Raw genomic sequence first — 14,607 nt, 5'->3', positions numbered from 1 at the left:
TAGATAAAAACAGTTAATAACAATAAAACGAGGATGTAGGGATGAAGAAGAAGAACAACGCTCAGCTTATCTGCCAGTTGTCGGCGATTGCGGCAATGATGCTGGCCGGTAGCGTGCATGCGGCTGACGCGTTCAGCGCCGATTCCGAGTGGATGACTGGCGATTGGGGTGGCGAACGGACCAAGCTGATCGAGCAGGGTATCGACATCAAGATGGACTACGTCGGTGAAGTGGGCGGCAACCTCCACGGCGGCTACAACAACGACAAGACCGCACGTTACGCCGACCAGTTTGGCCTGGGCGTGGCGCTGGACCTGCAAAAGCTGTGGGGCTGGGATAACACCCAGGCCAAGATCCAGCTCACCAACCGTAACGGTGAGAACATCTCCAATGACCGTGTCGGCGATCCGCGTGCCGGCACCTTGAGTTCGTCTCAGGAAGTCTACGGCCGCGGCCATATGGTCCGTCTGACTCAATTGTGGATCAAGCACCAGTTCCTCGACGGTAAACTGGACGTCAAAGCCGGTTACTTCGGCGAAGGCGAAGACTTCAACACCTTCCCGTGCGAGTTCCAGAACCTGGCGTTCTGCGGTTCCCAAGCGGGTAACTGGGCGACCAACATCTGGTACAACTGGCCGGTCATGCAGGCTGCGGTTCGCGTGAAGTACAACATCTCGCCTGAGTTCTATGCGCAGATCGGCGCGTACAACCAGAACCCGTCGCAACTGGAGCACGGTAACGGCTTCAAGCTCAGCGGCAGTGGCACTGCCGGCACCGTCTTGCCGGTCGAACTGGTCTGGTCGCCGAACCCTAACAACCTGCCCGGCGAATACCGTGTCGGTTACTACAAAAGCACAGCCAATGCCGATGACGTCCGCAAGGATGAAAACGGCAATGATGCAGCCACCAGCGGTAACGCCTATCGCAGCCACGATAGCAAGCACGGTTACTGGTTCGTGGCCCAGCAACAGCTGACCGACCACAACGGTGACAAGAGCCGCGGTCTGACCGTTTCGGCCAACGCCACGTTCCACGACAAGGACACCAACTTCGTCGACAACTACCAGTCGCTGATGTTTGTGTACAAAGGCCCGTTCGATGCACGTCCAAAAGATGACGTCGGTATCGGTTTCGCCCGTATCCATGTCAACGATGACGTGAAGAAAAACGCCGAGCTGGTCAACGCCTCCAACGGTGTTACCGAGTACGAGGATCCACTGTTCTCGCCGCTGCGTACCACCGAGTACAACTACGAGATCAACTACGGCTTCCACGTTACCAACTGGCTGACCGTGCGTCCTAACCTGCAGTACATCACTCACCCAGGTGGTGTTGATGAAGTCGACAACGCGCTGGTCGCTGGTCTGAAAATTCAGTCGGTGTTCTAACGTTGTTGCGATAAGCTCCTCTCTATGTGCGCATTTTTGCGGACAGCCTAGGCTGTCCGCTTTTTTTTGGGGGCTGCGCACCCCGGGTGATTTTCAGGACCGTGGCACATGCAAGAGCATCCGCTACAACGCTTCTTCAAATCCTTGCGCGAACGTCCGGTGTTTGCGTGGGAGCGCTATCAGAAGCGCGACGTGCTGGTGATCGACCATCCGCTGTGTCAGGCGGTGTTCAGTCGGCAGGGGGCGCAGTTGCTGCACTTCCAGCCAAAGGGTCAGAAACCCTGGCTTTGGTGTGCGGCGAAGTGGCCGCAGGTCGGCGCGATTCGTGGTGGCGTTCCGGTGTGCTGGCCGTGGTATGGCCGTCATCCGAGCGAAAACGCCTGGCCGTCCCATGGCTGGGCACGGTTGATCGACTGGAAGCTGCTGGACAGCAGCACTGATGACGATGGCGTGCGCTTGCACTGGCAACTTCAGTTGTGCGACTGGCAAGTAGACCTGCACGCACACTTGGGCGAACGCATGGATTTACGCCTGAGTACCGAGCATCAGGACAGTCTGCCGTGCCAATTGAGTCAGGCGTTGCATGCATATTGGCGTATTGGCGATGTCGGCGAGGTAGCGCTGTCTGGTCTCGACGGGGCGCAGGGTTACGACCAGTTGAACCGTCAGGTTTGTCATCAGGAAGGCGAATTGCGGGTAGAGGGTGGCTGTCAGCGGGTGTTCCAGCATGACGGCGAATTACAGATCAAGGACCACGCCTGGCAGCGTGAGTTGTGCATCGATACCGGCAACCATGCGGACACGGTGGTCTGGCATCCAGGCTCACGGCCGTTGCTGGGAGTGAGCTGGAATGAGATTTCGGAATTTGTGTGTGTTGAAGCCGCGAGTGGCGGGACCGATAGCCTGAGCCTGGCGCCGGGGGAGAGGGCGCATTTGAGTTTGCAGGCACGGACTTCCTCACCCTAACCCTCCCGAAACGTCGGACCGCCCGGAGGGAGAGGGGACTGATCGAGGTGTTCTTGGAACTGCATCGACCTGAATAACCGAGTCGAACTCAGGATTTGAAACGCTTGAATCTCAGCTCCCTTTCCCCCTCTCCCCTATGGGGCGGTCCGACGTTTCGGGAGGGCTGGGGTGAGGGGTGGCTCTTGCAGCCTCAGTTAAACTCATCCCCGATCGGATACCGACTGGCATTCAAGCTTTCCTTGATCTTGCGCAAATGCGGCTGGAAATCCACGCCTCGGCGCAAGGTCATGCCGGTGGCGAGCACGTCCAGCACGGTCAGCTGAATGATCCGCGACGTCATCGGCATATAGATGTCGGTGTCTTCCGGCAGCGGAATGTTCAGGCTCAACGTGCTGGCCTTGGCCAGTGGCGAGCCCTCGGCCGTCAGGCCCAGTACCGAAGCACCGTTTTCCCGGGCAATACGCGCCACTTCCACCAGTTCGCGGGTACGGCCGGTGTAGGAAATGATCACGAACAACTCGCCGGTGTGCGCCACCGACGCAATCATGCGCTGCATCAGCACGTCCGCGTGGGCGGTGACCGCCAGGTTGAAGCGGAAAAACTTGTGCTGCGCATCCAGCGCCACCGGGGCCGAGGCGCCGAGACCGAAGAAGTGGATCTGCCGGGCCTGGATCAACAGGTCGACGGCGCGGCTGATCAGGTTCGGGTCAAGCGCCTGTAATGCACTGTCCAAAGAGGCGATGGCGCTGCCGAAAATCTTTTTGGTATAGGCCTCCGGATTATCATCGGCCTCGACCGCACGGCTGACATACGCCGCGCCACTGGCCAGGCTCTGGGCCAATTGAAGCTTGAGTTCCGGGTAGCCGCTAACGCCAAACGAACGGCAGAAACGGTTGACCGTCGGCTCGCTGACTTTAGAGGCCTGGGCGAGGGCGGCGATGCTGAACCGGGTGGCCTGCTCTGGGTTGAGCAGGATTACTTCGGCGACTTTGCGTTCTGCCTTGTTCAGGTCTTCAAGGCGATTCTGGATCTGTTCCAGTAAATTTCGCACGCGGTCCATATATGTTCCTTAGCTCCGCAAACATGAGAGCAATGCAAATAAGGGCCCCGGCTATGCAAATTGGGACTTTGATCGGGCCCGTAACGGTGGCCTATCCTACTGATGGCTCCGACCGTCCACCACTCGGAATCTGTATTTTGCGAAAATGTTGTGGTTATTACTACATTTTCCCTTGAGTGATGCCTTAAAAAAAGGTATTTGTAGCTTAACTTGATAAAAGAACAAACATCATGCCTTCTATTACGGTTGAACCGTGCACCTTTGCCTTGTTCGGCGCCCTCGGCGATCTGGCCCTGCGCAAGCTGTTTCCTGCCCTTTATCAGCTCGATGGCGCAGGCCTCTTGCACGAGGACACGCGAATTATCGCGCTGGCCCGTGAGCCTGGCAGCGAGCAGCAGCATTTGGCGTTCATCGCCTCCGAGCTGCGCCGCTACGTCGTCGCCAAAGAGCTGGACGAAGCCGTGGTCGAACGCTTTCTGGCCCGCCTGAGTTACCTGCACGTCGACTTCCTCAAGGCTGACGATTACGTCGCCCTGGCCGAAATGGCCGGCAGCGCCCAGCGAGTGATTGCCTACTTCGCGACACCGGCCGCTGTTTACGGCGCGATCTGCGAGAACCTGTCGAAGGTCGGTCTGACCGAAAACACCCGCGTGGTGCTGGAAAAACCCATTGGTTCGGACCTGGAATCCTCGCGCAAGGTTAACGACGCCGTGGCGCAGTTCTTCCCGGAGAACCGCACCTACCGCATCGACCACTACCTGGGCAAAGAAACCGTCCAGAACCTGATCGCCCTGCGTTTCGCCAACAGCCTGTTCGAAACCCAGTGGAACCAGAATTATATCTCCCACGTGGAAATCACCGTGGCCGAGAAGGTCGGGATCGAAGGTCGCTGGGGTTACTTCGACAAGGCCGGTCAGCTGCGGGACATGATCCAGAATCACCTGCTGCAACTGCTCTGCCTGATCGCCATGGACCCGCCGGCCGACCTGTCCGCCGACAGCATCCGTGACGAGAAAGTCAAAGTGCTCAAGGCACTGGCGCCGATCAGCCCGGAAGGCCTGACCACTCAGGTGGTGCGCGGCCAGTACATCGCCGGTTACAGCGAAGGCAAACCGGTTCCCGGTTACCTGGAAGAGCCAAACTCCAATACCCAGAGCGACACCGAAACCTTCGTTGCGCTGCGTGCCGATATCCGCAACTGGCGTTGGGCCGGTGTGCCGTTTTACCTGCGTACCGGCAAGCGCATGCCGCAGAAGCTGTCGCAGATCGTCATCCACTTCAAGGAACCGTCCCACTACATCTTCGCTCCCGAGCAGCGCCTGCAAATCAGCAACAAGCTGATTATCCGCCTGCAACCGGACGAAGGCATTTCCTTGCGCGTGATGACCAAAGAACAAGGCCTGGACAAGGGCATGCAGCTGCGCAGCGGTCCGTTGCAGCTGAATTTTTCCGACACTTATCGCAGCGCACGGATTCCCGATGCCTACGAGCGGTTGTTGCTGGAAGTGATGCGCGGCAATCAGAACCTGTTTGTCCGTAAAGATGAAATCGAAGCCGCGTGGAAGTGGTGTGACCAGTTGATCGCCGGGTGGAAGAAATCCGGTGATGCGCCCAAGCCGTACGCGGCCGGGTCCTGGGGGCCGATGAGCTCCATTGCATTGATCACGCGGGATGGGAGGTCGTGGTATGGCGATATCTGAATTGAAACTGCCTCAGGGCGTCAGCGCCCATGAGTTCAAAAGCCCGGTGCTGCTGGCCGAAGGCCTGGCGCTGAATGTGGCCAAGCAACTGAGTGACGCGATCGACGCGCGCGGCACCGCGACCTTGGTGGTTTCCGGTGGACGCAGTCCGGTGGCTTTTTTCCAGCACCTGGCCAAGCAGACGCTGGACTGGTCCAAGGTTGTCGTCACCCTGGCCGACGAGCGCTGGGTTCCGGTTGAACACGCCGACAGCAATGCCGGTCTGCTCAAGCGTTACCTGTTGCAAGGACCGGCGGCCAAGGCTCAGTTCCTGAGTCTGTACAGCGCCACGGCCAACCTTGAACTGGCGGCCGAGCAGGCGGATCGCTTGCTCGCGGAATTGCCGCCGATCGACGTGCTGATACTCGGCATGGGCGATGACGGTCACACCGCCTCGCTGTTCCCCAACAGCCCGAACCTGGCTGACGCCTTGAAAGCCGACGGCACACGTCGTTGCTACCCGATGCTGGCGCCGACCGTGCCGCATCAGCGCTTGACCATGAGCCGCGCGCTTCTGGCGTCGGCCAAGACCACCGTTCTATCGATTTCCGGTCAGTCCAAGCTGACCACTTTGAGTGCCGCATTGGCCGGTGACGATGTCGCCGCCATGCCGATTCGCGCGTTTCTGCAACCTACGTTAGAGATTTACTGGTGCCCATGAGCCAAGGAACAGCCGCTATGACAACCCCATCCCCGACCGTTTCCATGGCGGACAAAGTTGCCCTGATCGACAGCCTCTGCGCCAAGGCGCGGATCCTGCCGGTGATTACCATCGCTCGCGAACAGGACATCCTGCCACTGGCCGATGCCCTCGCGGCCGGTGGCCTGACAGCACTGGAAGTGACCTTGCGTTCGCAGTTCGGCCTAAAGGCTATCCAGATTCTGCGCGAGCAGCGTCCGGAGCTGGTGACCGGTGCCGGTACTGTGCTGGATCGCAACATGCTGGCGGCTGCCGAAGCGGCCGGTTCGCAGTTCATCGTCACGCCGGGCATCACCCGTGACCTGCTGGAAGCCAGCGTCAACAGCCCGATTCCGCTGTTGCCAGGCATCAGCAACGCCTCCGGCATCATGGAAGGCTATGGCCTGGGTTATCGCCGCTTCAAGTTGTTCCCGGCGGAAGTCAGCGGCGGCGTCGCGGCTATCAAAGCCCTTGGCGGCCCGTTTGGCGAAGTGAAATTCTGCCCGACTGGCGGCGTCAGCCCGGCCAACATCAAGAGCTACATGGCGTTGAAAAACGTGATGTGCGTGGGCGGTAGCTGGATGCTTGATCCCGAGTGGATCAAGAACGGCGACTGGGCCCGCATTCAGGAATGCACCGCCGAGGCACTGGCGCTGCTGGACTGATCGGCTTTTACCAAACACTTCGTTGTGTGTTCTACGGCTTTACGGTGCGCTTGGTCGGTGCACCGTTTTTTTTTGCCCGGTGAAAACTCTTTTGGCGGTCGACTCGCTCTTTGTAGCAGCTGTCGAGCTTGCGAGGCTGCGTTCGGCTGCGTAGCAGTCGTAAAATCAGAGATTGCGGTACGTCAGGCAGACCGCGTAAGCCGGATTCACGACGGCTATGCAGCCGAACGCAGCCTCGCAGGCTCGGCAGCTGCTACAGATCGACATCATGCGATACATAGTTACCGCATCTCGCTGCTCGGCCAGCGTTAACCTGCGTTCATCTTATGGAAGAGAGAACGTCATGGACGACAACAACCCGGTTTCATCCTCACCAGCGGTTTACCTGCTTTCACCCGAACAGATCGCCGGTCCTTATTTCCGAAATCCGAAATTGATCAGAAGAAACATCAGCGAAGGCATGGACGGTATTCCCTTGGTGCTGAGGCTGACGATCGTCGATGCCATGACCGGTCAACCGGTGACTGATGCGTTAGTGGATATCTGGCACTGCAACGCGCGCGGTGCGTATTCGGGCTGGAGCAAGGTCAATCCGGATAAGGAAGTCGACGTCGATGACATCGGCTCGATCCCGCGCACCGACGACGACACTTACCTGCGAGGCGGGCAATTCACGGACAAGAACGGCATCGTGCGGTTTACCACGATCTATCCGGGGTTCTACGCCGGCCGTGCCCTGCACATTCACGTCGTCGTACGCATTGCAGCAGGCAATAACTATCTGGAAGAACGGCATGTCGCCTGGGTCGGTCAGCTCTACTTTCCCGAGGTGGCCTCACGCTCGGTACTCAACGCCAGGGAGTACCGGGGGCGGGCCGTTTCGCCACTGACCAACGATCAAGACTTTTTCTATGAAAACATGGGCGGCGAAGCTTCGACCTTGAACGTTCACACCTTGGGTCGAGACTCGAATGAAGACGGCTACTTCGGGCACACGACCATCGGCATCGACACATTCGCGGTATCGACTCAGATCAAGCCCGAGGACTTCGACAAACACACCGTGTGACGTCAGCGCAGTTCGGTCAGCGCCCGGGCCAGTAGATCCATGTCTGCACCCGTGGTGGTAAGCCCCGGGGTTATGCGAATGCACGGACCACTCGCGGCACCACTGCGCGCCACGGTAAACAGGTTGTAGTCCTTGAGCAGCCGCTCGACCATCGCCTGTTGATCGGCATGCCGGGTAAAGCGCATCGAAGTGATGCCGCAATACAGTCGCGGGTCGTCCGGGGTCATGACTTCGATCCCCGGCAACTCACGTACCGCGCTCACCCAGCGGTTGCGCAGGTAATTGAGCCGAGCGCCCTTGGCCGCGGAGCCGCCCATGGCCCGATGTTCCTCGAACACCAGCGGCAGGGTCAGCAGCGCCGGGATGTTGGGCGTGCTGTACGGCGTGCGGGCGCGAATGTCGGTGACCGGGAAATGCATCTCTCCCATGTCCGGGTCGATGTCGGCCAGGCGTTCGGGGGCGATGTAAATGAAGCCCAGGGTCAGCGGCGCACCGATCCATTTGTGTAGATTGAAACCGGCGAACGCGATCCCAAGGTTATCGAGATTGAACTGGATCTGGCCGAGCGCATGGGCACCGTCGAGGATTACGTCTATACCGTGTTCTTTGGCGGCTGCGGCAATCGCCTGCACCGGCATCACCAGCCCGGTGCGGTGAGTGACGTGAGTCAGGGCCATCAGTTTGAGTCGCGGATAACGCTCGAAAGCTTCGCGGTAAGTGGCCAGCAAACTGTCGAAACTGGCAGGGTGCGAGTGTTCGATCTCGATCACTTCGACACCGCGATGACGTGCCAGCCAGCGCATGGCCCCTTTGACCGTGTCGTACTCCAGATCACATATCAGCACCTGATCGCCCGGCATCAGACGGTTGTAGTTGCGGATCAGCGATTGCAGACCGTCCGAAGCGTTGCGGGTGAGGGCGACGGTGTCGGCTGGAACGCCAACCAGTTCGGCAAGCTGCGCGCGGATTTCAAGACTTTCGCCCTGTTCGAAGCGTTGCCGCACATGCACCGAGTTGCTGCGGTTGATCAGTTCGATGTTGCGCTGATACTCCTCGACCACCGTGCGCGACATGCGCCCGAAGTATCCGTTTTCGAGATTGACCGGGCCGGGTTCAACCGCGTATCGGTCGGCAAAGGTTCGCCAAAAGGCTTCGTCACGGGCGCGGCGGGTGTTATCGGGCATGGGTTACTCAATCAGGGGCCAGGTCTGGGTGTCGGGTCAATGGCGAGGGGCGGGTTTGCCATGTTTTGCGCGCAGGGGTTCGAGCAACTCCGACAGGCCGTTGTGATCGATTTCCTGCATCAAGGCCAGCAAGCCGCCGAGTTCGCCATGGGGGAAACCTTCGCGAGCGAACCAGTTCAGGTACTGGCCGGGGAGGTCGGCAATGATCCGGCCCTTGTATTTGCCAAAGGGCATTTCACGGGTAATCAACAGTTCGAGCTTTTCAGGGTTCATCAATCAGTCGTCTTGATTCAAACAGTCTGGAAAATACAGGCATTCTGCATGCAGGCCAAATGACAGATCATGCAAATAAAGCGGATACAGTTTTCGCGTTAATCGATAAGCAATTGAAATATAAGGAATAACTTATCAATTCAAAGCTGGCATGCAGGATGCAACACCTACTGCATCTTTCATCAACCCGCGAGGAATTGAAAATGACCGACATGAATAAAGAAGCCATCTCTGTACTCAACGACCTGATTGAAACCAGCAAAGACGGTCAGGAAGGGTTCAAGACTTGCGCTGAAGACATCAAACACCCAGAACTGAAATCGCTGTTCATGCAGCGTTCCGCCGACTGCGCCACTGCGGCTTCCGAACTGCAAGCGCAGGTGCGTGCGCTGGGTGGCGATCCGGAAACCTCCACCAGTGTCAGCGGTGACCTGCACCGTCGCTGGGTCGACGTGAAAGCGATGTTCACCGGCAAGGATGAAGAGGCCGTACTGAACGAAGCAGAACGGGGTGAAGACCATGCACTGAAGGCTTACAAAGAAGCCATCGAAAAAATCAACAAACACAACCTGGTGAGCATTCGTGATCTGGTTGAACGTCAGTACCACGGCGTGCAACGCAATCACGATCAGGTAAAAGCCCTGCGTAACCAGGCGCGAGCACGCTCGTAAGCGTTCGTTGCCTGTCGAAAACGCCAGCCAGTCTGGCGTTTTTTTGCGTCCGGGAATTAGCACTGGACGGATGTTAGTTAGCTAGCTAATAATTTGTTTATCAAGTGACTGAACCGATCCCGACTATCGTTAAATCGCCTTTCCAAGAGTCCTTTACGTGCCTATCACTTTGCAGGCTTTGTTTGCGCCTGACCGCCGCGCCTTACAGTTCGCGATCAAAACCTTGATCGGCGGCGGCCTGGCGCTGTGGCTGGCATTACGCTGGGGTCTGGAGCAACCGGCATGGGCGTTGATGACGGCGTTCATCGTCGCCCAGCCCTTGTCGGGGATGGTGGTGCAGAAGGGCCTGGCGCGGTTGCTGGGGACTCTGGTCGGGACGATCATGTCAGTGGTGTTCATGGGGTTGTTTGCCCAGACGCCTTGGCTGTTTTTGTTGGCCTTGGCGTTATGGCTGGGTCTGTGTACGGCGAGTTCGACCTTGCTGCGCAGCGCCTGGTCCTATTCATTCGTGCTGGCCGGTTATACGGTGGCGATCATCGCGCTGCCGGCCATTACTCATCCGCTGACGGTGTTCGATCAAGCCGTGGCTCGCTGCACAGAAATCTGCCTGGGCATTCTTTGCGCCACCGCCGCCAGTGCGCTGCTGTGGCCGATGCGGGTCGAACGGCAACTGGCGGATCAGGCGCGGGCAGCGTGGCAAAGCGGTATGAACGCCGCGCGTGCGACTCTGGCCGGTGATGGTCAGGCGCGTAAAGGCTTGCTGGAAATCCTCGGGAAAATCGTCGCCGTCGATGCCCAGCGCGAGCATGCCTGGTTTGAAGGAAGCCTGGGGCGGCAACGAGCACGCGCCATCAGCGGCTTGAGCCAGAAGCTGTTGATGCTGCTGCGCATCGCCCGTTCGGCGCGTCGTCAGTGGAAGCAATTGGAACCCCAGGAAGCCGAGCAACTGTTGCCCTGGATGACCGAGGTTCAAGAGGCGCTCAACAGCCCGGATACCGCGACCCTGCAAGCGCTGCGTCCGAGGTTGCTCGACGCTTCCCACGACCCGCACATCAGCTCCGCACAGAGTTACTGCCTGGTCCGTTTCACCTTGTTGCTCGATACCGCCATGGCGGCCAGCGCTGCGTTGAACGCCGTTGAGGAGGGCAAGGAAACGGTCGATCCACCGAGAACCCTGACACCACACCGTGACCTGTCATTGGCGCTGATGTTCGGTGCCCGAAGTGCGTTGGCGTTTCTGGTGGTCTCGTGCTTCTGGTTGGCGACCGCCTGGCCCGCCGCCTCCGGCGCGCTGCTGTTGACGTGCGTGGTGTGCAGTCTGTTTGCCAGCCGCGAGAACGGCGCTCAGATCGGCATGAGTTTTATGCGCGGGATCTTCCTGGCGATTCCGGCCGCGTTTATCGTCGGGCAGATTCTGCTGCCGCAATGGAGTGGTTTTGCGTTGCTGTGCATGGGCATGGGCGTGCCGTTGTTCCTCGGCGCGTTGGGCATGGCCAAACCGCAGATCGGTGCGACGGCTACCTCATTTTGTCTGCATTTCATCGTGCTGGTCTCGCCGCTCAATGCGATGAAATTCGATGTTGCGACGTTCTTCAACAGCGCTCAATCCATCGTGGTTGGTGTCGGCGCCGCCGTGCTGGCGTTCCATTTGTTGATCCTGCGCAACCCGACGTGGCATGGCCGACGTTTGCTGGCGGCGACCCTCGACGATCTGGTGCGCCTGACCCGGCGCAATCTGCGCGGTGCCGAAAGCTGGTTTGGCGGGCGCATGGCCGACCGTTTGCTGCAATTGGCGCGGCACTATCCCGAGTTGCCGGAACCGGCGCGCAGTCGCTGGGACGATGGCTTGCTCGGCCTGGACATCGGCGACGAACTGCTGCATTTGCGTTTAAGTCTGGCGGTGGCGCAGGCACCGGTCAGTGCGCCTCAGCGGCGTTATCTCGAACAGCTGGAAAAAATCCTCGAGCAAGGCCCGGCCGGCAGTCGCGCCGAGGCGTTGGCGCTGCCGAGTGAAGAATTCTTGAAGACCTTGTACGCATTGCCCCCCAGCGATGCCGTGAAACTGGCCCAAGGCGCGGTGCTGCAATTGCAAAGCAGCTGGCGCGCCTGGTGCCGTCAACAGGAGCAAAGCCATGGGCTTGCGTGAGTGGTCGGTGGGCGGCGTGCTGCTCAGTCCGTTTCTGATTTATGTGCTGCTGGCGCTGCTCGTCACTGGAGCCTTGCGCATGCTCTTGCGCCTGACGCCGGTGGGCCGCTGGATCTGGCACGAAGCATTGTTTGATTGCGCCTTGTACGTCTGTGTATTGACCTTGATCACCGTCGTCCTCGGACCTTTATAAGGAGTTGAAAATGCGAACACCGATACGTGTCGCGGTGACCTTGTGCCTGGTGGTGGCGGCGATATTTGCCGGCTTTCATTTGTGGCAGTACTACATGCTCACGCCTTGGACTCGGGATGCGCGGATCCGCGCCGACGTGGTGGTGATCGCGCCGGACGTCTCGGGTTGGGTGCGTGAGCTCAAGGCTTTTGATAACCAGCAGGTCAAGGCCGGCGATTTATTGCTGAGCATCGACCGCGATCGTTTCGAAGCGGCGCTGGAGAAAGCCCAGGCGGTGGTGCAGACCCGCCAGCAGCAACTCAATCTGCGCGAACGCGAAGCCAGCCGCCGCGCTGCCCTCGGTCCGCAGGCAATCAGTGCCGAGCTGCGCGAGAACGCACAAATCAACGCCGGAATCGCCCGTGGCGAACTGCGTGAAGCCCAGGCCGAAGCCAAGGTTGCGGAACTCAACCTCGCCCGTAGTCAGGTCCATGCGCCGCGCAATGGTCATATCACCAACCTGCGTCTGGCTGAAGGCAACTACGTGAATGCCGGGCAATCGGTGATGGCGTTGATCGACGATTCGACTTTCTATGTGCAGGCGTATTTCGAAGAAACCAAGCTGCCACGGATTCGTGTCGGCGATCCGGTGAAGGTCTGGTTGATGAGTGCGGGGGAGGCGTTGCAGGGGCATGTGGAAAGCATCAGTCGCGGGATTACCGATCGCAATACCACGCCGGATGGGCAGTTGCTGGCAGAGGTCGAGCCGACGTTTAACTGGGTGAGGCTGGCGCAGCGGATTCCGGTACGGATCAAGATTGATCAGTTGCCGGAGGGGATGAATTTGAGTTCGGGGATGACGGCGAGTGTGCAGGTGCAGGAGGGTTCACAATGATCGTTCCCACGCTCTGCGTGGGAATGCAGCCCGGGACGCTCCGCGTCCCATCAACAGCCGAACGCGGAGCGTCCGTTGAGGCATTCCCACGCAGAGCGTGGGAACGATCAGTGTCAGGTGTTCAGCCGATGCTGATTGCCGGCAGCTTAGGCAACGTCACCGTCTGTTGCTTACGCGGCGCCAGAATCTCCGCCTCGCCATCCACTACCAATTCATCACGCTGGTTAAACACGCGAGTGGCAATCCGCACACGAAACTTCGGCAGCTTCTCGAGAATCTCCAGACGCACGGTCAGCGTATCGCCAATTTTCACCGGCTTCTGAAAGCTCATTTGCTGACCGATATAAATAGTCCCCGGCCCAGGCAATTCGCAGGCAACGGCAGCGCTGATCAGCGCACCGCTGAACATGCCGTGAGCAATGCGCTCCTTGAACATGGTGGCGGCGGCGAATTCAGCGTCCAGGTGCACCGGGTTGTGATCGCCGGACATCGCGGCGAACAACTGAATGTCGCGCTCTTCGACCGTCTTGCTGTAGCTGGCGGTCTGGCCGACTTCAAGGGCTTCGTAAGGGGTGTTGGTAACCTGGGTCATCTGTTTCAATTCCTGTCACGAATAAATAAATTCAAAAAAACTATTCCGATCTGGGTGGCCGACGGTGGCTCAGCGCCTGGGCGATCCAGCTCAACACGTCATTGATCACTTCATCGCGGTTGCTCTCGTTGAACAGTTCATGCCGTGCCTGCGGGTAAATAGTCAGTTGCAGGCTCTGGCTGCCGGCCGTGCGTAGCGCATGGGCCAGATCTTTCAGACGCTTGCCTTCGCTCACCGGATCACATTCACCGCCGATGACCAGCAACGGCAGGCCCGGATCAATCTGAGCGAGATTGGACGCTTTGCTGATTTGCTGCAACCCACCGAGCAAATCGATCCACAGTTGATTGGTGCAGCGAAAGCCGCAGAGCGGGTCGTTGGCGTACAGATCGACCTCCGCCGGATCGCGGCTGAGCCAGTCGAACCGCGTCCGTACCGGTTTGAATTTCTTGTTGAACGAACCAAACGACAGCCATTCGATCAGCGCGCTGCGACCCTTCGGACCCTGGCGCAAACGTTCTAACCGAGCAATCTGCCGCGCTGCGCGATAGAGCGCCACCGGTTGGAAGTTCGACCCGCTGAGAACGGCCCCGTGCAGGCTGGCGCTGTGATGCAGCAGATAGGCCTGGGCGATGTAGCTGCCCATGCTGTGACCGAGCAGCACAATCGGCGCGCCGGAATGTTGTTGGCCGATGTGCTGGTTGAGGCTCGCCAGGTCGCCGACCACCTTGCACCAACCGTCATCGTCGGCGAAATGGCCGAGGGTCCCGTTTTCGGCAGTTTTGCCATGTCCACGCAGGTCCGGCGCATACACACCGTAACCCTGAGCGCAGAGTTTTTCCGCCAGACGGGCGTAGCGGCCACTGTGTTCCGCCATGCCGTGGGCCAGCAGGATCACTGCTTTTAAAGGCTCGGCGGGCAGCCACTGGTTGACGAAGAGGCGGCTGCGGTCGCTCGCGGTCAGCCAGAAAGTGTCGTGGATCATGGCGGTTCCTTTGCATAGGGCTGCATGTGGCATGGGCGTCGTTGCATTGTATAGCGCATCCAAAGCGTGCCGTCTGATCAGGCCACGCCACGGCAGCAAGATTCACACGATCAATGTCGACCG

Annotated in this window: 15 protein-coding genes; 10 read left to right on the top strand and 5 right to left on the bottom strand. The window is 59.1% G+C overall.

Going from position 1 to position 14,607, the window contains the following annotated elements:
* Positions 1 to 41 precede the first annotated feature (41 nt).
* Both JFU47_RS10830 and JFU47_RS10825 read left to right on the top strand, forming a co-directional pair.
* Complete coding sequence (locus JFU47_RS10830) at positions 42 to 1,388, top strand: carbohydrate porin (RefSeq protein WP_123367206.1); 1,347 nt, start codon at positions 42 to 44, stop codon at positions 1,386 to 1,388.
* Positions 1,389 to 1,496: 108 nt separating this feature from the next.
* Entirely contained in the window at positions 1,497 to 2,354 is an 858-nt protein-coding gene (locus JFU47_RS10825; protein ID WP_201182904.1) for a D-hexose-6-phosphate mutarotase, read from the top strand.
* A gap of 190 nt (positions 2,355 to 2,544) precedes the next feature.
* Here JFU47_RS10825 and JFU47_RS10820 read toward each other — a convergent pair whose 3' ends face one another.
* Entirely contained in the window at positions 2,545 to 3,405 is an 861-nt protein-coding gene (locus JFU47_RS10820) for a MurR/RpiR family transcriptional regulator (RefSeq protein ID WP_173667542.1), read from the bottom strand.
* 239 nt (positions 3,406 to 3,644) lie between these two features.
* Here JFU47_RS10820 and zwf point away from each other — a divergent pair, with 239 nt between their 5' ends.
* The 4 genes from zwf (at position 3,645) to JFU47_RS10800 (ending at position 7,566) form a co-directional block, all read left to right on the top strand.
* Positions 3,645 to 5,114 carry a glucose-6-phosphate dehydrogenase gene (gene zwf / locus JFU47_RS10815; protein WP_201182901.1) on the top strand — a complete coding sequence of 490 codons (1,470 nt, stop codon included), beginning with the start codon at positions 3,645 to 3,647 and terminating at the stop codon, positions 5,112 to 5,114.
* Complete coding sequence (pgl, locus tag JFU47_RS10810) at positions 5,101 to 5,814, top strand: 6-phosphogluconolactonase (RefSeq protein ID WP_140676748.1); 714 nt, start codon at positions 5,101 to 5,103, stop codon at positions 5,812 to 5,814. The genes zwf and pgl overlap by 14 nt, the downstream gene beginning before the upstream one ends.
* 17 nt (positions 5,815 to 5,831) lie before the next feature.
* Positions 5,832 to 6,497 carry a bifunctional 4-hydroxy-2-oxoglutarate aldolase/2-dehydro-3-deoxy-phosphogluconate aldolase gene (locus JFU47_RS10805; RefSeq protein WP_008151112.1) on the top strand — a complete coding sequence of 222 codons (666 nt, stop codon included), beginning with the start codon at positions 5,832 to 5,834 and terminating at the stop codon, positions 6,495 to 6,497.
* Between the two features lie 343 nt (positions 6,498 to 6,840).
* On the top strand, positions 6,841 to 7,566 hold the full coding sequence (locus JFU47_RS10800) for an intradiol ring-cleavage dioxygenase (RefSeq protein WP_201182899.1): 726 nt from the start codon (positions 6,841 to 6,843) through the stop codon (positions 7,564 to 7,566).
* Positions 7,567 to 7,568: 2 nt separating this feature from the next.
* Here the strand turns inward: JFU47_RS10800 and JFU47_RS10795 are convergent, their stop codons facing one another.
* Both JFU47_RS10795 and JFU47_RS10790 read right to left on the bottom strand, forming a co-directional pair.
* Complete coding sequence (locus JFU47_RS10795; protein WP_201182897.1) at positions 7,569 to 8,750, bottom strand: aminotransferase class V-fold PLP-dependent enzyme; 1,182 nt, start codon at positions 8,748 to 8,750, stop codon at positions 7,569 to 7,571.
* Between the two features lie 36 nt (positions 8,751 to 8,786).
* Complete coding sequence (locus JFU47_RS10790; protein ID WP_007949456.1) at positions 8,787 to 9,023, bottom strand: DUF3820 family protein; 237 nt, start codon at positions 9,021 to 9,023, stop codon at positions 8,787 to 8,789.
* A gap of 203 nt (positions 9,024 to 9,226) precedes the next feature.
* On the opposite strand from JFU47_RS10790, the gene JFU47_RS10785 reads away from it, so the two are divergent.
* The 4 genes from JFU47_RS10785 to JFU47_RS10770 all read left to right on the top strand — a co-directional run bounded on the left by JFU47_RS10785 (position 9,227) and on the right by JFU47_RS10770 (position 12,907).
* Positions 9,227 to 9,694 carry a ferritin-like domain-containing protein gene (locus tag JFU47_RS10785; RefSeq protein ID WP_201182895.1) on the top strand — a complete coding sequence of 156 codons (468 nt, stop codon included), beginning with the start codon at positions 9,227 to 9,229 and terminating at the stop codon, positions 9,692 to 9,694.
* A gap of 157 nt (positions 9,695 to 9,851) precedes the next feature.
* On the top strand, positions 9,852 to 11,840 hold the full coding sequence (locus tag JFU47_RS10780; RefSeq protein WP_201182893.1) for an FUSC family protein: 1,989 nt from the start codon (positions 9,852 to 9,854) through the stop codon (positions 11,838 to 11,840).
* Positions 11,827 to 12,033 (top strand): DUF1656 domain-containing protein, encoded by a 207-nt coding sequence (locus JFU47_RS10775; RefSeq protein ID WP_008151119.1) that lies wholly within the window; start codon positions 11,827 to 11,829, stop codon positions 12,031 to 12,033. Before JFU47_RS10780 ends, JFU47_RS10775 begins: the two co-directional genes overlap by 14 nt.
* Positions 12,034 to 12,043: 10 nt before the next feature.
* Positions 12,044 to 12,907 carry an efflux RND transporter periplasmic adaptor subunit gene (locus JFU47_RS10770; RefSeq protein ID WP_201182891.1) on the top strand — a complete coding sequence of 288 codons (864 nt, stop codon included), beginning with the start codon at positions 12,044 to 12,046 and terminating at the stop codon, positions 12,905 to 12,907.
* Positions 12,908 to 13,028: 121 nt separating this feature from the next.
* Here the strand turns inward: JFU47_RS10770 and JFU47_RS10765 are convergent, their stop codons facing one another.
* Positions 13,029 to 13,499 (bottom strand): MaoC family dehydratase, encoded by a 471-nt coding sequence (locus tag JFU47_RS10765; protein ID WP_201182889.1) that lies wholly within the window; start codon positions 13,497 to 13,499, stop codon positions 13,029 to 13,031.
* Between the two features lie 40 nt (positions 13,500 to 13,539).
* A complete protein-coding gene (locus JFU47_RS10760; protein ID WP_201182887.1) occupies positions 13,540 to 14,484 on the bottom strand; it encodes an alpha/beta hydrolase in 945 nt (314 codons plus the stop codon).
* Between the last annotated feature and the right edge of the window lie 123 nt (positions 14,485 to 14,607).

Origin of the sequence: Pseudomonas sp. TH39(2020), assembly GCF_016650715.1 — a bacterium.
GTDB classification, from domain to species: Bacteria; Pseudomonadota; Gammaproteobacteria; order Pseudomonadales; family Pseudomonadaceae; genus Aquipseudomonas; species Aquipseudomonas mandelii_C.
Note: the sequence above shows the minus strand (reverse complement) of the source record. Positions and strands in the feature narration are given on the sequence as shown.